Genomic DNA, 17,182 nt, shown 5'->3' with positions numbered 1-17,182 from the left:
TCAGGAGCCACAGGTCAGTGGACCGGTCCCTACGATACGAAATTCAACAGCCGTTTGATGCACCGGTTCTTGGTTAAAGAACCTTGCGCCAGCGCTTGGCCTTGAACTCAAAACGTGGCAGGGAGCCTTGGGGAGCAAGCTTCACAGGGATGCGAAGGGAAAAAGTGTCGCGCAGGCGGTCCTGCAGGCGGTGAAGCAGGGTATCATCCACTCCCGCGGCCAGTTCCACCGTCAGGGTCACTTCGTCCATGTTCTCCACCTTGTGCTGTTCGATCTGGAACTCGGCAATTTCCGGGTACCTGAGCACAATATTCTCGATGGCACTCGGGTAGAGGTTCACGCCGCGTATGACGACCATGTCATCGCACCGGCTCAAGACGCCGCCTTCAAGGTAGAGCCGGTCATTGAAGATCTTCTTGCAGACCCAGTCGCCCGTGCGGTAGCGGAACAACGGACAGGCACTGCGGTCGAGGGTTGTGAGGATGAGTTCGCCTTCGGAACCGTCGGGCACTTCATTCCCCGCTGAGTCCACCACTTCGGCAAAGTAGGAGTCCTCGATGACGCACAGACTTGCGGGCATCTCAGGATCTTCATAGCTGACGGGGCCCACCTCGGACATGCCATGGTGGTCGAACAATTTGGCACCACCCCAGAGCTGGCGGATTCGCTCACGGGTGGTGGGCAGTGAACCACCAGGTTCGCCCGCCACGATGATGCGCTTCACCGAAAGCTGGTCGAGATTGACGCCACTGGGGGCACCGATGCTTTCACCCAAACGCAATGCGTAGGTGGGGGTGCAGCAGAGGGCGGTGGCGTTGTAGCGGGCCATCATCTCCAGGCGGGCCTGACTGGACAGCCCACCGCCAGGCAGCACCAGGCAGTCGCGGGCGGCTGCTTCAAACGCAGTCCAGAAGCCCAGGAAGGGTCCGAAGGAGAAGGCAAAGAAGATGCGGTCTCCCGCCTTGATGCCTGCGGCTCGATACACCTGACGCCAGCAGGCCAGCATGGTTTCCCAGCTCGCCGGAGTGTCCAGCACAGCCATGGGCTGGCCCGTGGCGGTACCTGTGGTCTGACAGAAGCGGGTGTACCGGTCCAGCGGTTCTGTGAAATTGGTGCCAAACGGCGGGTGGGCCAGCCGGTCGTTGAGCAGGTCTCCTTTGGCAGTGAAAGGGATCCTGCGGATGTAGTCCTCCAGCGTGTGGATGGAGAAGGGATCAATCCCATGCTCCTTGAAGCGACGGGTGTTGAAGTTGTCCGTCTTGGCTGTGCGGTACATCAGAGTCCGCAGCTTTTCCCACTGTCGCTGGCGCAAATTCAAGGCGTTCCCCGGAAGGTGAACGCGCATGGTTTGGTCCAGTGGGGACGACATGGGAAAAATGCCAGTATCCAGACTTCAAATGTCAAACCCCCACATCCGCTGAGTCAGGGGCTGGATGGAGCTCGCTAGTGTTGGGCTCCGGGGGCGACAGCGGCAGCGGGTTTTTTCGCTGCGGCATTGGACGGGCTGAACTTGGCCACCAGGAAGCCCCCGCACGCAGCCATCAGGATGCCAATGAAGAAGGGCACCGGGATGGCTTTAAATCCGCCTTCTGGCGGATGAATGGACAGAGCCACGATGGAATTGATGATGGGTGCACCGCCAAAGACGATCGACATCACCGCCGCTGGGGACGAGCCCATGCGGTTCGCGGCCGCCAGCGCCAAAATCAGCGTGAATGCTCCAATCGCGCCAGCCGTGCCGGCAATAAAGCTCCAGGTGACGCCTTTGCCGGTGAAGCTCCAGTTCGTGTTGTTCCTGGCGAGGACAATGAGGGGGCCTACGATCGCGACGACGAAGTACGCGGCACCGACCAGCAGGAAGGCCTTCATGGAGGCGTTGGCTACATCGGCCTTGCCTGCCTCGCTTGCGATCATGCCCAGACGTCCAGTGTGAAGTAGAACTCCGTACACGCCCCAGAAGAGCATTGTGGTCACTGCGAATATCTGCCAGCTCATGCGTTTATTGCTGCCTTTCTCGTTCACTTGATGGTTTGGTGGAGCGTTGACTGAGGAATTTGGGCGGGGAGAGAAGACGTCAGCCGAGGCGGGTTCTGGACAAGAACTTCGTATTACGATGCAATTTGCGGCCGGATGCTTCTGCGCACCTCTTCTGAGGCGACCTCGATCTTCTCCAAAATGTGGGCAGGAATGGCCACCGCTTTCATCTGTCGGGTCTCGGGATCTTTCCGCACGCATACGACCGCGATCTTGCCTTCGGCAGCGAGGGTACCATCCGTCTTGCGGACACGGAAGATGTACTTGAGCGAACGGGTGCGGATCTCATCGACCAGCACTTCCACCTCCACCTCGTCCTCGAACCGGAGGGGCGAGACATAGTCGCACGAGGCGTGCACCCGGGGCCATCCTACGCGCTGATCAGCCGGAAATCTCTCCCGGCGCTCCATGATGCTGTAGCCGAGGGATCGGAAGAAGGCGTGCTCCGCTCGCTCCATGAAGCGGAAGAAATTGGCGAAGTGCATGATTCCCGCCATGTCCGTATCTGAGAACTGAACAATATCGCGGTGTACAAAGCGGGAGGCCATTGACCGGAACAAAGGCGGGAGCAACGGCGGATGCAACTGCAAAGAGTCCCAACAGGTCAGAACAGCGCCTCCTGTTCAGACATTTCTGCGAGGGTGCCACGTCAACTAGGCAGCGCTGCCAAGGCTGCTGCCGGGTGGCGCTACTCCAGATACCCACGCTGGTAGGGCCAGAGGGGCTCAAAGGCGGCATTTTGCACCCAGCCCCGGCGGTTCTGGTCTTCGCCGGGGATTTCCACGTAGCTCCAAATGCCCCGATCTTCCAGCCTCCGGATTTCGCTGCCCGGAGGCAGGGCGGAAACGGTTCCTGCTGTAACGGTGGCGGCCGTATAGGCCTTGGTGTCTGGGACGGTGATGATGGCCACTTTCTCGATGCGTTCAAAGCTCGGCCGCCAGTACCAGCCGAATCCTGCAAGCACAGCCACGATCACCGCCAGCACCCGCACGAAAGCAAGGCCCACTCTGAGAGGGCTATGACGGCGGAGGAAGATGGCCAGGACGAAGGAACCAATGGCCACCCACGCGGCGGACACTGCGGTGATGAACCACTGCGTTCGCCCCAAAAACCCGGCGTACTGTTCACGAAAGGCACTCCGAGGGAACGACACGTGACCGGTCCGGTCGCGAATGTGGGCAAGGTTTTGCCTCACCTCTGGCTCAACGGGGGGGAATAGGTTCGCGCGCCTGAAGAAAAGGGAGGCCTCTCCCAGGTGACCGAGACGGTAGTGGGCATTTCCCAGCAACTGAAAGGCCTCACGGCTGAGCTGCCCCTGCGAAAGCATCTTCTCCGCCATCTTCCGGGCTCCCTGGAAGTCGCCCTTGTCGAAGGCATCCTTGGCATCGGCGTATCGCGCTTGGGCCGACTCCTCCTGTGCGGGGGCCGTGGAGGCGATGACGAAGGCGGCGAGAAGGAAGAGGAAATGTCGAAACATGGATCACGGGAAAAACGTCAGGCCTGGAGGACAGGGGCGGAGCGGAGGGTGGCCAATACGGTGGACTTCTCCACCGGTGTCACTGGCTCGCGGCCCGCTTCTGCGGCACCTGGAGAGAACGAGTACTTCTCATGGTGCTCCAGAATGGGGTGAATCTGCTCGCCTGTTAGCTGGCGGGCTTCTGCATACCGGGCAGCGAGCGTGTAGAATTGCTCGCGAGAGAGGCCCTGGGCATGGAGGTCACGCCAGAGCTTGCGGGTGGCGGCGTCCGTCAGATTGCAGCGTTCACGAAGATATTGGGTGAGGATTTTGCCGATGATGAGCAAGGCAAGCAGGCCGAACGCGGCGGCATTCGCCACTAGGAATCGCTGGCTGCGCCACAGGGCGGGGCGCGCGGCCAGCAGGCTCGCTTGGGAGGGCATGACGGTGAGGATGTCCGTGACGAGGGGTTTCACGGTGGGGATCTTTTCGAGCTCGTCCGGCAGCTTGCCAACCGAAGGGACTCCTCCAGGGGAGCCCGCAGAAGCGGTCGCTGCAGCAGGGTTGGAAGGAGCCACGCCTTTGACCTGAATGGCGACCGGCTTGGTGCGAAGGGTCACGTACTGCTTCTTGATGGGACTGAAGAAGCTGAACTCAAACGGAGGGATGTTCGTCAACGGAGCCTTGGGAACGATGACCTGGCTGAAGCCAATGTGCTGGCCGGAGGTGTCGGAAGGTTCGTTGGGGGACTCCGTGTTGTAGCGCTTCGGAGGATAGAGTTTCCAGTCGTTCTGCTCCACCATGTTTGGCATCATGAGGGCGTCAAAGTTGCCAGTGCCGGTGATGGTGATGTCCACCGAAATGGGGTCTCCCACGTTGAGGTTCTTGGGATCGGCCGTCATGGTGATTTCAAAATCGCCCACCACGCCTTTGAAGTCTTTGGGGCGGCCCTCTTCGGGCAGGGGGATGACTTGGATCTCAATCTCGTTGCAGGAAGGGCGCAGCTTCCGGGGTTCCATCTGATTGAGCAATGGATGAAGAAATGGCTCGCGAGCGCTGGAGGGAATGTCGAGGATCACCTCCGCAGTCGCGGGACCAAGCTTGAATTTGCCCGGCTTTAGTGCCGAGAGGGTGCTCTGGTATGCATAGGCCCGGTAAGGGACATTGCCGATGGTGATGACGGATTCGTTGGGCTGTGTGGGAAAGCGCTGGATGGCGAAGTTGTCCTTGGGCAGCTCGATGAGCCCGATGCGACGGACAAAGGTCTGCCGGTGGGCGTAGAGGTTGACGGTGACAGGAATGACTTCTCCCACATAGATCTGACGTTTGGCGGTCTCCAGGGTCATCAAGGGCTCCAGTTGATTGCCCGCATCCGGATCATCACGCACGACCAGCTTGGTGGCGTTGGTCTTGAAAGGGACGCCGTTGATATGCAGCTCCTGGGCAGGGATGGTATGGGTTCCGGGCACGTCCGACGTGATTTGCCAGGTGATGGTGGAAGCGTATTGGAACCGGCCTCCGCTCTGGGGTCTGCCTGTCGAGGGCAGGGGATGGGCCAGCTCCACATTGGAGGGGAGCACCAAGGGGGTCGCTTCATCGGCATTGCCCTCTTCAATGGTGATGACAAAAAGGGCAAAGCCACCCGGCTGGATCGCATCAGGTTCAATGGTGGCGCTCACCTTGGGTCCCTTGGCATGGGCACCCGCGGCCAGGAAGACCATGAGTCCCGCCAACAAAAGACAGAAGGCCGGCAAGCGATGGGGAGTAGGCTTCAAATTCATGGTGACGTTGGGGCAGCTAGTAGTCCTTGCCGCCATGAGGCTGCTCACGGCGCTGCAGATACTGGACGGACTGCTGGTCGTTGGCGTAGTTGCGCAGCTGGTTGCGAGCTTCCTGGGGGCTGAAGCCGGTCTTGTCATTCACCTTGCTTTCATCACCGGGCTCCTGCTGCTGCCCTTGTTTTTTGTCATCGGGCTTGCCAGCTTCGCCAGCGCGGAGTTCTCCTTCAGGCAGATCACCGGACTTCTTCTCCATGGCGTCCGTCTGCTTCTTTTGGTCAGACTGCCCGTCTTGCGGTTGGTCAGGTTTTCCTTCTTCTTCACTTTCCTTGGGTTCGCCCTCACCTTTGCCTTTGCCGTTCTGCTTGTCTTTGTCGGGCTTGGGCTGCTGCTTTTGCATCTCGATTTGCTTCTTCAGCTCATCGAGGCGTTGTTGCACAAAATCGCGGTTCGTCTTGAGCTCGATATTGTCCTTTTCGAGGTCCAGCGCCGTGTCGAAATGGTTCAGCGAATCTGTCCAAGCCCGTACCGTGTAGTCTGGTTGTTTGCTCAGGGACAGATCCCCCTGATTGTACAAGGCTGAGGCCAGACCGCGCAGGGCCTGCTTCTGCAGACCCTTGTTTCGCGATTTGGCGGCGTCGCTGAAGGCCTTCACGGCATGGTCGTAGTCCTTGAGCTGGAAGTCTGAGGCACCCAGGCCATAGGACAGATCTTCCTTGGAGATCGGAGGCTTCTCATCTGCCAGCAGCAGCTGGTAAGAATCGCGGGCGGCCTCATAGCGCCCGCTTTCGTAAGCACGGCGGGCGCGTTGCAGATCCATGGGAGAGGCGGCCTGCAAAGACCCTCCCAACAACAGGAGGCTTCCAGCCAACAAGGCGGTGGGCGCGGCGGATTGGGCCATGGCGGGCAGGGGTGGAGGGGTGGTAGGGTGGTGAATGGTGGCCTGAGCTTCCACCGGCAGCGGTGCTGCCTTGATCCGACGCCGGGAAGAGGGGCGCATCATTAGGGAGAGGCAGATGCAGGCGATGCCCAATGCCAGGGGCCATTGGTATCGCTCGATCGGACGCGTATCCTTTTGAGAGTCCAGTTTCTGGCGTTCCAACTGGCCCAGCAGGCGTTCCACAAGGTTTTGAGTGAGCGCCTGGGTGCCGAGTGGCACAAACTCCCCGCCTGTGATCTTGGCAACCTCCAGCAAGAGGGGGGCCTCCAGACGGGAGTTGATGACGTTGCCGTTTTCATCCCGCAGATAGCCCCCTGTGTTCTGCTCGTCCGGATCAGGGATGAGTGCCCCTTCCGTCGTCCCCACACCGACGGGGATCACAATCAGGCCTTTCTGCGCGGCCATCCGGGCAGCCGTGAGAGTGGCTTCATCGGTCTCCTGGCCGTCGGTGAACAGCACCATGCCGTGCTCCCGTCCTTTCACCTTGTCAATGGTCTCCACGGCAAGCTGAATGGCGGAGGCGATGCTGCTGCCACCCCGGGGAATGGTCGTGTGATCCAGAGACTGGATGCACTCGATGACCGCTTCGTGGTCGTTGGTCAACGGGGCCTGGAGGTACGAGCGACCCGCAAAGGCGATGACCCCCACCCGGTCATTGGGCAGCCTTTCCAGTAGATCTTGAGCGGCCAGTTTGGCGCGCCCCAGCCGGTTGGGAGACACATCGTCCGCGAGCATGGACTTCGAGGTGTCGATGGCGATGAAGATGTTGCGCCCCGAACGCTCATCCACGCGGGTTTCCAGGCCGTACTGGGGGCGGGTCAAGGCGATGAAAAAGAAACCGAGGCCCAGCAGTTGCAGGCCGAAATGGAGGCTGGACCACATGCGGGAAGCGCCACCCAGCAGTTGATTGCGCAGCCTTTCTGAGAGGGCAAAGGCCTGAACGGCCTTCTGCCCCTTGGCGTCCGCCACGATCTTCAGCAGCGCCAGCAAGGGCAGCAGAAAGAGCAGGTAGGCAAAACTGGGCGCTCCAAAGTTCATGGGTAAAACTGGCGGGTCTCAGGCAATGGACGGGGCAGTGTGACCAGCCGACTGCTTCCAGATGAGATAGACTCCACCCAGTACAGCCGCTGTCAGAAGAAACCAAAAATAGACGTCCGCAGTTTCGACAATTTTGCGTCGCTCAATCTCCGTACGTTCCATTTCATCAACCGTCTTGAAAATGCGTTCCAGGGTGGAGAGGTCTTCCGCACGGAAGAAGCTGCCGCTTCCGATGTTGGCGACCTCCTGCAACGTCTCGGGGTCGAACTCCTGGCGACCCGAATTGATGGGGGGGCCGTTTGGCATGTAAATAGGATGCATGCCGGGCGTGCCGATGGAGATGGCATGGATGCGAATGCCGAGGGTGGCGGCCAGGCGCGCTGCGTCTTGAGGGCTGAGCTTGCCGCTGTTGTTGGCCCCGTCGGTCATGAGGAGGATGACCTTGCTCTTGACCTCCAGCTGATCCAGACGACGGGCGGCGGCAGCGATGCCTGACCCGATGGCTGTGCCGTCCTCCATGATGCCGGTCTGAATCCGGTCCATGTTGTTCAACAGCCAGTCATGATCCAGAGTGGGCGGGCAGGGGTTGTAGGGGGCACCACCGAACGCCACAATGCCGATGCGATCGTTCGGGCGTCCCTTGATGAAGTCCACCAGCACCCGCTTGGCGGCGGTCATCCGGTCCACCTGGCGGTTTCCGATGTAGAAGTCCCGGATCCGCATGGACAGCGACACGTCAAACGCCACGACAATGCCGATGCCTTCCGACTTCAATTCGTCGTACGAGATCACCTTCTGGGGCCGGGCGAGGGCTATGATGGCGGGGACCATGGCCAGGTGGAGAAGGTTGAACGCGAATCCCCGCGGGCGGCTTCGCGTGGGGTGCCCCAACTCGGCCAACAACCCCGTCATGGGGAAAGACATGGCGGGCGCGTCCCCCGCCCGACCACGCAGCCAGGCCAGAACTGGCAGGGCCAGCAGCAACAGCAGCCACCAGGGACTGGCAAGCTGATGTTCAGGCATGAAGGGGATGCGCATAGTTCGGGATGGATGGATCAGCTCAAGCTGGCGGGCTTTTCTTCGCGATTGGGGGCGGGCTTCGCCAATGGCACCGGTGGGGGCTGGAGCAGGGGTTCTGGTGCAGCGGGGGATTCCACCTCGGGACCTGCAAGCGACGATGTGCTGGCTGCTGGAAGATAGATACGTTCCTCCTGCAAGGCGGCGGTGGCATCTTGCACAAGCTTCTCCGCCTCGGCTTGAGTGGCTGGAATCCGGCCAAAGGACAGCCTGTCGTAGATTTTCGCGAGCGGGCTGAAGCGGCTCCGGACGTCTTCACGGGAATCCAGCACGTTGCTCCCGTAAAGCTCCTCTGACGTCAGATAAGGAGCAGGCACCCGGTATCTCGCCTGCTGGTAGTCCCTCAGGATCACGGAAACTTCATGCCCCACCGCATCGGGGTTCAAGGAGTCAAGTGAAGCCCGGAGTGTCTCCAGCCGCTGCAGGGCATGCTTCAGCGGGTGAGGTGGTGGAGTGGGAGGACGGGTGCCCCTGGTGCGCAGAAGCAGGAGCACCAGCAGGGCCACAAGTGCGACAAGAAGAACTGCTCCGCCAGTGATGACCCACCAGGGCATGCCCGGCTCAGGGAGGTGGGGCGTGTCAATCTCCGGAAAGGGCAGGGGGGTGAGATTCACCGGCTCGCGCTGCTGCGCAAACGCCGTGCCTCCCCAGGCTGCGGAAAGCAGCCCGCCCAGGATCGCCATGCTGGAAAGACGGTGGATCATGGGGCGGAATCAGCGACGATGGCGGGAGCGGAAATAACTCCGCAGGGCCGGGAGATAGTCGGAATCGGTGTGAATGACGATGTTCTCTATGTTGTTCCGATGGAACATTCCGGTCAGGTTTTCCCGCATGGCCTGGGCGCGTGCGGCAAATTCGCGACGCACCCGCGGGTTGGAGGTGTTAACAATGACCTGTTGCATGGTCTCGGGATCCTCCAGACAGACCCGCCCCACGCTGGGGAGCTCCATTTCCCGTGGGTCCACCACTTCCACCGCCACCACGTCGTGCTTGCTGGAGGCGGCCCGCAGGGCCTTCTCCCAGGACGCGGGGCCACCCGGGGAGATGAAATCAGAAATCATGAACACCAATGCCCGGTGCGGGATGCGCTGGACGGCCAGGTTCAGCGCGGGTTCGAGGTCAGTGCCCCGGCGGGTGGGTTGGAAGTTGAGGATCTCCCGGACAATGCGCAACGCCTGGCCGGTACCCTTGCGGGCGGGGAGGTAGAACTCGACCTCGCTGGAGAACATGGCCAGCCCCACCTTGTCCTGATTCTGCAAGGCGCTGAAGGCAAAGACGGCAGCTACTTCCGCTGCCCGCTCCCGCTTGCTGTCCTCTCCGCTGCCGTAGTCGCCGCTCCGGCTCACATCCACGAGGAGGAGAACGGTCATCTCCCGTTCTTCCACGTACTTGCGTACATAGGGCTCATTCAGGCGGGCAGTGACGTTCCAGTCCAGAAAACGAACATCATCTCCCGGCTGGTATTCCCGAAAGTCATCGAACTCAATCCCCTGGCCTTTGAAGCGGCTGTGGTAGGCGCCGCCGAGTGTTTCTTTTACCAGCCCACGCGTGATCAACTCAATCTTCCGCACTCGTTTGAGGATGCGATTGATGCGAGCTTCGTTGTCGGGGGGCGGCAGCATGAAGGAGGGTGGGACCAGAATCAAGGAACAGGCATTTTGCTCAGCAACTGGCCGACGATGTCCTCCGTAGTCACGCCTTCAGCCTCCGCCTCGTAAGTGAGGAGAATACGGTGACGGAGGATGTCCGGTGCCAGAGCTTTGATATCGTGCGGCGTTACGTAGTCTCGACCCGCGAGGAAGGCGTTGGCCTTGGCGGCCAGGGCGAGATTGATGGTGCCGCGTGGAGATGCTCCGCAGCGAATCAAATTGCGCAGATGGCTTATCACCCCTTCCGGGTGGCGCGTGGCAGAGATGAGGCCGACAATGTAGTCCTTGATCTTGTCATCCATGTGAATGGCATTGACCAACGCACGACTGTTGGCGATCTGCTGGATCTGAATGACGGGAGAGACTTCGAGATTGGGCTTGGACGTGGCCATGCGGTCCAGAACGAGCCGCTCCTCCGCCATGGTGGGATAGTCCACCCGGATCTTGAGCAGGAAACGGTCGAGCTGGGCCTCCGGCAGGGTGTAGGTACCTTCCTGGTCGATGGGGTTCTGCGTGGCCAAGACCACGAAGGGGTTCGGCAGACTGTAGGTGGTGTCTCCAATGGTGACCTGCCGCTCCTGCATGGCTTCCAGCAGGGCGCTCTGCACCTTGGCAGGGGCGCGGTTGATCTCATCCGCGAGCACCAGGTTGGCAAACACCGGGCCCAAGCGAGGGGAGAAGGTGCCTTCCCGAGGGTTGAAGATCATGGTGCCGACGACGTCGGCTGGCAAAAGGTCCGGTGTGAACTGGATCCGCTGAAAGCGTGCGTGCAAGCAGGAGGCGAGCGTACGCACGGTCAGGGTCTTGGCCAGGCCGGGTACGCCTTCCAGCAGCACGTGACCGTTGGTCAGCAGAGCAATGAGAAGCCGGTCCACCAGGTCGTTCTGGCCCACCAGAACCCGGGCAATCTCCTCCCGCAACGGCTCCACCCAAGAGGATGCAGCGCGAATGTCATCGGCGGTTACGGAGCTTTCGGACGGAGCGGGAGAAAGTGAGGCTGAATCCATGTGACAATTTAGGAACGCTAGTGAGACAACGTCTCCAACGCCAGTGTTAGTTTAGATTGAGCAGGAATTTGCTGGAATTGAAGAGTATGCACACGTCAGAGCCCTTCTGGCTCCACGCGGCCGGCAATCATCGCCCGTTGCCAGACGTAGCGTTGAAACAACACCTTGACTGCGGCCGTCATGGGCACCGCCAGAATCGCGCCAAGCAGCCCGCCCATGACCAGGGACCAGGCGAACACGGATACGATCACGGTCATGGGGTGGAGGCCGACTGATTCGCCGACGATCTTCGGGGTGATAAAGAGGCCGTCAATCTGTTGAACGACGGCGAAGATGGCGGTGACGACGAGCGGAAACACCCACCAGGGACTGGAGGCTGGAATCAGGTAGCTGCCCCCCTGGACCGAGGCGATGATGACGGCTGGGATCCAGCACACCACGATGCCCAGGTAAGGGATGATGCCGAGCACACAGAGCGACAGGCCAATCAGCCAGCCGAACTTAACGCCCACAATAACCAGCCCAAGGCCCGTGGCGACCCCGTTGATCAGACTCACCACCAGCTGCCCTCGGAAGAAGGCGATGAGGTATCCATTGATCTCTGCCAGGGTGCTGACGACCTCGTCCTTGAACTGGGAAGCCCTGAGAGGGACGTAGTGGGACCAGCTCTCGGCGATTTTCGGACTCTCGGTAAGGAAGTAGTAGAGGTACAGGGGCACAATGACAAGCGACAGCAGGAAGCCGAATCCTCCCAGGAATCCGCCGACGCCAGCCCGTATGAAGTTCCAGGCATTTTGACCCACTTTGGGAAGGGTGCTCTTCAACCAGTCTCCGCTGAGGAGGTCTTGGAGCGTGAAGTAAGAAGCCTCTGCGGCGGCTGCATCACGAGCGGCTGTCCCGGCAGTGGCGTCCGTGCCTTCTTGCACTGCGGTGGCTGGGGTGGGGAGGCCAGCGCCTGCATCGTTGGACGTCGGATGAGTCTGGGGCACGCTCCAGTGCAGGATGTCCACCCCGTAGTCGTTCATAAGACGGGTGTTCAGGGAAGTGGCCCAGCCCAACACCTGGGTGCGTACTTTTTCAGCGTATCCCGGGACTTCCTTGGCAAAATCAACGCTCTGCCGGGCAAAGGCGGGAACGATTACCAGGGAGACGCCCACGATGGAGGCTGTGGCGAGGACAAACACGAGCATGACCGCGCGCTGCCGGTTCAGCCCCCACTTGATGAGACGGGAGACCAGCGGCTCTAGCAAGTAGGCCAGAACGCCAGCGACCGCGAACGGAATGAGCAGGGGTTGCAGGAAGGAGATCACCCTGGTGAACAACCAGATGAGCCCGATGGAGAGGCTGCCAATCACCGCTATCGAAAGCGCCGTGATGGCGGCCCAAAGGGTGGCACGCTGAAAGGCGTTGGGGATTTTCGTCACGGGCACGGAGTAAAGCGTTTTCCTGCCCAAGTGACAAGTGGATTGGAGAAAGCAATTCAGCCCGGGCAATTCCCTTTTCAGGCGTCCGGCACAGGGCTTGGAAACGTTTAAACATGAAACGGAAGGAGGTGATTAACCATGCCGTCACGCTACGCAACGTCAGAACTTGAAGAACAGGCTGCGAAGTTCCGGAACACGGACCAGCTTCACCAGCCGGACCAGAGTCAGCATCAGGTCGAGATCGCCAAAGTGCTCGAGAAGGGGAAAGCCCGTCACGAGGCTCCAGCCAACAAGGGCCGCGACAAGAAGCACTAGTGCGGATACCTCCTGATGCCCAATCGAAGCCGCCACTGGGCCGCTTCTTTAATGAACTGAATCGGCGGACCTTTGTCCGCCGATTTTAATTTGGAGTGAGTCAGTTAGTTGGAGTCGCCTGGCAAGCCCATGAGGGGCCTGACTGCGCTATTGGGTATCGTGGAATCGAGATTGGCACCTGTACCATTGCCGGTGGCGGCGGCAGGAATAGGCATGGTCGGTTCCGGCTCTGGGACCGGAATGGCCATGGGAACCGTGGAGGTGACGGGGTACTTGTCGCCCAGATTCAGGAGCTGGCTGACTGTCACAAAGTGGTAGCCTTGGGCCAGGAGGGTGTCGAGGGTGTCTGGCATCGCATCGATGGTCGCGGCATGGATATCGTGAACGAGGATGATGGCACCCGAGTGTGTCCCAGCCACAATGTGCTGGGCAACGATGGCGGACCCGGGCTGCTTCCAGTCCAGCGGGTCCACCGTCCAGATAATGCTGGGGTAGTGGAACTCTTGGAAGCAGATCTGTTTCACCCGCAGATTGGTCGCCCCGTAAGGGGGCCGCATGAGGCGCATCTGGTAGCCAGCAGCTTGGAGGACCGCATCATGGGTCTTGCTCAGCTCCTGCCGCACCTTGTCCGGGGTCAGGGTGGAGAGGGCCATGTGGCTCCAGGTGTGATTCCCCACCTCGTGCCCTTCTGCGATGATCCGGCGCAGGATCGCGGGGTACTCCCGTACATTCTTGCCCACCACGAAGAAGGTTGCTTTGATGTTGCGCTCAGCGAGGATGTCCAGCAATCGCGGGGTGTTGGTGGCGTGCGGCCCATCGTCAAAAGTGATCGCAACGTAGGGTTGCGTCATGTGTACCGTCGAATAGCTGGCCTTGACCGAGGGCGGTGGCACTTTGGCAATCTCAAAATGGTCGGTGTCTCTGAGTCCGGGAAGAATCTCCACCCCGGGCAGCATGGCGGAGGGTCTGGCTGTAGCAGCGGAGACGGGCGAGGAGGCCACCAAATCTGGGAACCGGCGTATGGCGGGGTTTCCGTTCAGTCCAACTGAGAGTACAATGCCGAGCCAGAGAGAGGGTATCATGAGCGATGTGGGGGCCTGCGGCGTCAGCCGGAACCTCCGGTGAGACGGGCCGCAAGGTAGCCACAATCCTGCCCAATGCCAGCGCGGAAGCGCTTTGTGAACGCAAAGAAATCCGGTCCCCAAGACAAGGGCGGACGATGCTTTACCCCCACTTTTCTTCCAGGTGACCACGCAGGAAGATCAGGCCCTGGCGGATCATCGTTTTCACGGTTCCCAAGGGCAGACGCATGGCCAGGGCAATCTCTGAATGACTGTGACCCGAAAAGTAGGCCAACTCGAGGGCTTTGCGCTGGAGTTCAGGGATGCCCGCCATGGCTTCCCGTGCCTTTTGACCCAGTTCGCGCAACTGTACGGAGGCCTCGACTAAATCGGACTGCGGTTCTTTGCCAGCGGGATTGGAATTATTCACTGCCGTCATGAGCTTCTCCCGACGATGGCGGGATCGGAGGCGGTCCAGGCAGCGATTTCTAAGGATCAGACACATCCACGTGCTCGGCTGAGCCAGATCCGGATTGTAGGCCGATGCCTTCTTCCAAATGTAAAGGAATGTCTCCTGCACCACATCCTCGGTCTCAGCAGGATCCTGCAAAATTCGCATTGCCACCGCCCACAGGAGGGCTGAGAAGCGGTCATAAAGCTGAACGAATGCCTCCTCGCTGCCCGTTGCGACTGCGGCGAGAATCTGTCGATCTTCGTCTGCTGCAATGGAGGGGTGGGGTGACATGATCGGGCGAAGGGAATCGCACGTTGCTCACGATGAGTCGGCCCAAACTTGTCGGAGAAAGTAGAAGGTTTTTCAACCGAGCCTCCGAGAGTCTAGCTATTACGTAAAATCATGCAAATGCAAAATAGTACAATGGGTGGAGGTGCCCCATCTTTTTTCACATTCAACAGCGGTGAGTGCGCTAGGCGGCGCGGTCAGCATTCTGTGCTGCAATCGCGAAGGGCACCCGCGAGGTTCCTTTAGAGCGGGCCTTGACGGGCTTGATGGGGGAGCTTCCTGGCAGGGTTGCTTGTTGCCAGGGGGAGTGCACCTTGTTCCACTGCCAGGCGATGCCTTCCCATTGGGCATGACCGGCGAGTCCCGCCTGGTGGAGGCGGGCGAAGAATCCATCCCGACTCCAACGGCGAAAGGCAATCGCCGCCGTGCCGTAGGAGAGCCCGAAGGACGACTCAGGCAGTTCATACCACGAGATCCGGTTCACGATGACATGGATGATAGCGCGGAAAATATGCCGGGGATGGACAGGCTTGCGTCCGCGCCCGGGCCCGGAGTGGGTGATTTTTTGCAGATTCTCCAGGGCCACAGAGGGCAGAAGAGGCTCCACCTGGTTCCAGTACTCATCCGTCACCGCCTCCACGCTAAGCGTGGGGACGTCTGACGGTGGGCTGGAAGTGTTGAGCGGATGGGTCTCGGAGAGATTTGCCGGGGAGTTGGATCCGGGCGGAGCTAAAGGGCACATGGGCGAAGAGGAGGAGTCACCCTCCTTCTTCGCCAATGGCCCCAATCTGGATTCACATTAGCAAAAATAACCAGAAATCCTTTTGGTGCATTCTGATCCCCAAGTAGGATCTCTTATGAGATCAAAAGTCGATCTCGTGTCCGATTTTTTCGGAGAGGAAGGCTCTGAGTTTATCCATGCCGATGCCTTCATTGGCTGAGATGGGGATCACTTTTACCCGCTTGAAGCGATCCTTGAGGAGGGCGAGATTTTCTTCTGCCTGGGGAAGGTCCATCTTGTTTGCCAGGATGCACCAGGGGCGTTTTGCCAGCTCACTGCTGTAGAGGGAGATTTCCTCACGGAGCGTAGAGATGTCTGCGATGGGATCGCGACCTTCACTGCCGGGTGTGTCCACCACGAAGAGGAGGATGCGGCAACGCATGATGTGGCGCAAGAAATCGTGGCCCAGGCCGACGTTGGCGTGAGCACCCTCAATAAGCCCCGGAATGTCAGCCACCGTGCCACGGCGGGTCTCGGTGAATTCCACCACACCCACGTGCGGCTGTAGAGTGGTGAAGGGATAGTTGGCAATCTTGGGCTTGGCGTGGGACAGCTTGGTCAGAAGGGTGGACTTACCCGCATTGGGGAAGCCAACCAAGCCAGCGTCAGCGATGCTGCGCAGCTCGAAATGGTAGAAGCCGGATTCGCCATCAGTCCCCGGCGTGAATTCCTTGGGGGCCTGGTTCGTCGGGCTCTTGAAGTGCACGTTGCCCTTGCCGCCTTTGCCCCCCTTGCACAGGACATACTCCTGCCCCGTTTCGGTGAGGTCGGCCACTGGGGTGGTCTCTGTGACCATCTCTCCGGTTTCCTCGTCGAAGCGCTCCTCGATCCGGCTGACCAGGAGGCCTGGGGGCACCTTGTACACACCGTGACTGCCTGAGCGTCCGGTACATTGGGCTCCTGCACCGGGTTTGCCATCTTCGGCAACCATCTTGGCATTGTAAAAAAAGGTGCGCAGGCTGTCCGTGCTGGGATCCACTTGCAAGATCACATTGCCGCCATTACCTCCGTCGCCGCCGTCAGGGCCGCCTTTGGGGCGGAACTTGCCGCGGTGGAAGTGTGCGCTGCCGTCGCCGCCTCTACCGGCACGGGCAAATACTCGGATCTGATCTACAAACATGGGAAGGTGGACTATCCCGAGATTTGAGAAAGGAACAAGGAAAAAAGGGCAGGGCCGGAGCAGACGTTCAAGGAAGTTCAGCGAGCAGGTCCCGATCTTCGAGCGGGTATTGCTGCCAGCCTGGGGCGTCGAAGTGCCACCACTCGCTCGGCAACGGGCTGAAATCCTGCCGTCTCATGGCCTGATGCAGCAACTCGCGATGCTTGATCGCCAGGGGAGGAAGGAGCGGGAAATCTGAGGCAGCCTTGGGGCTGAAGTCATCGAATCCGGTGGGCATGGAAAGTTCCAAGCCCGTGGTGAGATCCACCAAAGTGACATCCACGGCGGCACCGCGATTATGACGAGAACCTTCCTTAGGGTCGGCGACATAGCGAGGATCTGGGAGCACTTTCCAGAACTCCCACTGCACCCGGCGGGGACGGTAGCCATCCCAGAGCTTCAGGCCGAGGCCTTTCGCATTGAGCGACTTTTGGACCTCTGCGAGACGCTCTGCTACGCCGCGCCGGAGAAAACAGCGGTTGGCGGAGTAGAAGCGCTTCTTGAAAAAGTTCTGCTCGGAGGCATAGGGCAGATCCACGACGAGGTTGGGGATGAACTTGATGACTTCCACAAACTCGAGGTCCTCCTTGGTAGGAACGGAGGGAACCTTCGTTTCTGCGGGCAGCTTGTGCAGCATTGCCGTCGTGAAGACAAGCAATAGGGCGGGCAGGACGTTGAGAGACCTCATGCTGCAAAAGTTCATTTACGGTGGGCGTTGCCT

Annotated in this window: 17 protein-coding genes; 1 reads left to right on the top strand and 16 read right to left on the bottom strand. The window is 60.0% G+C overall.

All coding sequences use genetic code 11. From position 1 onward, the window contains the following. Positions 1-73 precede the first annotated feature (73 nt). From VSP_RS17350 to VSP_RS35965, 11 genes are all read right to left on the bottom strand, one after another. Positions 74-1,345, bottom strand: coding sequence for a phenylacetate--CoA ligase family protein (locus tag VSP_RS17350; RefSeq protein ID WP_044134521.1), 1,272 nt, complete (start codon positions 1,343-1,345; stop codon positions 74-76). 98 nt (positions 1,346-1,443) lie between these two features. Beyond that, the gene (locus VSP_RS17345) at positions 1,444-1,995 is read right to left on the bottom strand and encodes a hypothetical protein (RefSeq protein WP_029190532.1); all 552 of its coding nucleotides are present in this window, start codon (positions 1,993-1,995) and stop codon (positions 1,444-1,446) included. 113 nt (positions 1,996-2,108) lie between these two features. Next, positions 2,109-2,582, bottom strand: coding sequence for an acyl-CoA thioesterase (locus VSP_RS17340; RefSeq protein ID WP_009962249.1), 474 nt, complete (start codon positions 2,580-2,582; stop codon positions 2,109-2,111). A 140-nt stretch (positions 2,583-2,722) separates the two neighbouring features. Then, entirely contained in the window at positions 2,723-3,511 is a 789-nt protein-coding gene (locus tag VSP_RS17335; protein WP_009962248.1) for an outer membrane protein assembly factor BamD, read from the bottom strand. 17 nt (positions 3,512-3,528) lie between these two features. Further along, positions 3,529-5,271, bottom strand: coding sequence for a BatD family protein (locus VSP_RS17330; protein WP_157210941.1), 1,743 nt, complete (start codon positions 5,269-5,271; stop codon positions 3,529-3,531). Positions 5,272-5,287: 16 nt separating this feature from the next. Further along, positions 5,288-7,246: a vWA domain-containing protein gene (locus VSP_RS17325; protein ID WP_009962246.1), complete on the bottom strand. Its 1,959-nt coding sequence runs from the start codon at positions 7,244-7,246 to the stop codon at positions 5,288-5,290. An 18-nt stretch (positions 7,247-7,264) separates the two neighbouring features. Further along, complete coding sequence (locus VSP_RS35970) at positions 7,265-8,284, bottom strand: VWA domain-containing protein (RefSeq protein ID WP_009962244.1); 1,020 nt, start codon at positions 8,282-8,284, stop codon at positions 7,265-7,267. Between the two features lie 17 nt (positions 8,285-8,301). Further along, positions 8,302-9,027 carry a DUF4381 family protein gene (locus tag VSP_RS17315; RefSeq protein ID WP_009962243.1) on the bottom strand — a complete coding sequence of 242 codons (726 nt, stop codon included), beginning with the start codon at positions 9,025-9,027 and terminating at the stop codon, positions 8,302-8,304. A 9-nt stretch (positions 9,028-9,036) separates the two neighbouring features. After that, on the bottom strand, positions 9,037-9,945 hold the full coding sequence (locus tag VSP_RS17310; RefSeq protein ID WP_009962241.1) for a DUF58 domain-containing protein: 909 nt from the start codon (positions 9,943-9,945) through the stop codon (positions 9,037-9,039). A gap of 20 nt (positions 9,946-9,965) precedes the next feature. Continuing rightward, positions 9,966-10,979 carry an AAA family ATPase gene (locus VSP_RS17305; protein WP_009962240.1) on the bottom strand — a complete coding sequence of 338 codons (1,014 nt, stop codon included), beginning with the start codon at positions 10,977-10,979 and terminating at the stop codon, positions 9,966-9,968. A gap of 95 nt (positions 10,980-11,074) precedes the next feature. Next, entirely contained in the window at positions 11,075-12,403 is a 1,329-nt protein-coding gene (locus VSP_RS35965; protein WP_198141180.1) for an AI-2E family transporter, read from the bottom strand. A gap of 138 nt (positions 12,404-12,541) precedes the next feature. Between VSP_RS35965 and VSP_RS42360 the strand changes: the two genes are divergently transcribed. Then, positions 12,542-12,718 (top strand): hypothetical protein, encoded by a 177-nt coding sequence (locus VSP_RS42360; protein ID WP_156345310.1) that lies wholly within the window; start codon positions 12,542-12,544, stop codon positions 12,716-12,718. Between the two features lie 104 nt (positions 12,719-12,822). On the opposite strand, the gene VSP_RS35960 is transcribed toward VSP_RS42360, so the two are convergent. The 5 genes from VSP_RS35960 to VSP_RS17270 form a co-directional block, all read right to left on the bottom strand. Then, the gene (locus VSP_RS35960) at positions 12,823-13,800 is read right to left on the bottom strand and encodes a polysaccharide deacetylase family protein (protein ID WP_081452582.1); all 978 of its coding nucleotides are present in this window, start codon (positions 13,798-13,800) and stop codon (positions 12,823-12,825) included. 142 nt (positions 13,801-13,942) lie between these two features. Beyond that, positions 13,943-14,524 (bottom strand): sigma-70 family RNA polymerase sigma factor, encoded by a 582-nt coding sequence (locus tag VSP_RS35955; protein ID WP_009962233.1) that lies wholly within the window; start codon positions 14,522-14,524, stop codon positions 13,943-13,945. A 181-nt stretch (positions 14,525-14,705) separates the two neighbouring features. Beyond that, on the bottom strand, positions 14,706-15,263 hold the full coding sequence (locus tag VSP_RS35950) for a transposase (protein WP_009962231.1): 558 nt from the start codon (positions 15,261-15,263) through the stop codon (positions 14,706-14,708). Between the two features lie 121 nt (positions 15,264-15,384). Then, on the bottom strand, positions 15,385-16,422 hold the full coding sequence (obgE, locus tag VSP_RS17275; RefSeq protein WP_009962230.1) for a GTPase ObgE: 1,038 nt from the start codon (positions 16,420-16,422) through the stop codon (positions 15,385-15,387). Positions 16,423-16,489: 67 nt separating this feature from the next. After that, positions 16,490-17,149, bottom strand: coding sequence for a M15 family metallopeptidase (locus VSP_RS17270; protein ID WP_157210940.1), 660 nt, complete (start codon positions 17,147-17,149; stop codon positions 16,490-16,492). Positions 17,150-17,182: the final 33 nt, after the last annotated feature.

Origin of the sequence: Verrucomicrobium spinosum DSM 4136 = JCM 18804, assembly GCF_000172155.1 — a bacterium.
In the GTDB taxonomy this organism is placed as follows: domain Bacteria; phylum Verrucomicrobiota; class Verrucomicrobiia; order Verrucomicrobiales; family Verrucomicrobiaceae; genus Verrucomicrobium; species Verrucomicrobium spinosum.
The sequence above is the reverse complement of the archived record's forward strand: the minus strand, read 5'-3'. Positions and strand labels throughout refer to the sequence as shown.

Coding starts and splice junctions, on each gene's coding strand:
- VSP_RS17310 (WP_009962241.1), bottom strand. CDS start 9,945: ATGCTGCCGCCCCCCGACAACGAAGCTCGCATCAATCGCATCCTCAAA.
- VSP_RS17305 (WP_009962240.1), bottom strand. CDS start 10,979: ATGGATTCAGCCTCACTTTCTCCCGCTCCGTCCGAAAGCTCCGTAACC.
- VSP_RS17330 (WP_157210941.1), bottom strand. CDS start 5,271: ATGAATTTGAAGCCTACTCCCCATCGCTTGCCGGCCTTCTGTCTTTTG.
- VSP_RS35955 (WP_009962233.1), bottom strand. CDS start 14,524: ATGTCACCCCACCCCTCCATTGCAGCAGACGAAGATCGACAGATTCTC.
- obgE (WP_009962230.1), bottom strand. CDS start 16,422: ATGTTTGTAGATCAGATCCGAGTATTTGCCCGTGCCGGTAGAGGCGGC.
- VSP_RS35950 (WP_009962231.1), bottom strand. CDS start 15,263: ATGTGCCCTTTAGCTCCGCCCGGATCCAACTCCCCGGCAAATCTCTCC.
- VSP_RS17325 (WP_009962246.1), bottom strand. CDS start 7,246: ATGAACTTTGGAGCGCCCAGTTTTGCCTACCTGCTCTTTCTGCTGCCC.
- VSP_RS35970 (WP_009962244.1), bottom strand. CDS start 8,284: ATGCGCATCCCCTTCATGCCTGAACATCAGCTTGCCAGTCCCTGGTGG.
- VSP_RS42360 (WP_156345310.1), top strand. CDS start 12,542: ATGCCGTCACGCTACGCAACGTCAGAACTTGAAGAACAGGCTGCGAAG.
- VSP_RS17270 (WP_157210940.1), bottom strand. CDS start 17,149: ATGAGGTCTCTCAACGTCCTGCCCGCCCTATTGCTTGTCTTCACGACG.
- VSP_RS17350 (WP_044134521.1), bottom strand. CDS start 1,345: ATGCGCGTTCACCTTCCGGGGAACGCCTTGAATTTGCGCCAGCGACAG.
- VSP_RS17340 (WP_009962249.1), bottom strand. CDS start 2,582: ATGGCCTCCCGCTTTGTACACCGCGATATTGTTCAGTTCTCAGATACG.
- VSP_RS17345 (WP_029190532.1), bottom strand. CDS start 1,995: ATGAGCTGGCAGATATTCGCAGTGACCACAATGCTCTTCTGGGGCGTG.
- VSP_RS17335 (WP_009962248.1), bottom strand. CDS start 3,511: ATGTTTCGACATTTCCTCTTCCTTCTCGCCGCCTTCGTCATCGCCTCC.
- VSP_RS17315 (WP_009962243.1), bottom strand. CDS start 9,027: ATGATCCACCGTCTTTCCAGCATGGCGATCCTGGGCGGGCTGCTTTCC.
- VSP_RS35960 (WP_081452582.1), bottom strand. CDS start 13,800: ATGATACCCTCTCTCTGGCTCGGCATTGTACTCTCAGTTGGACTGAAC.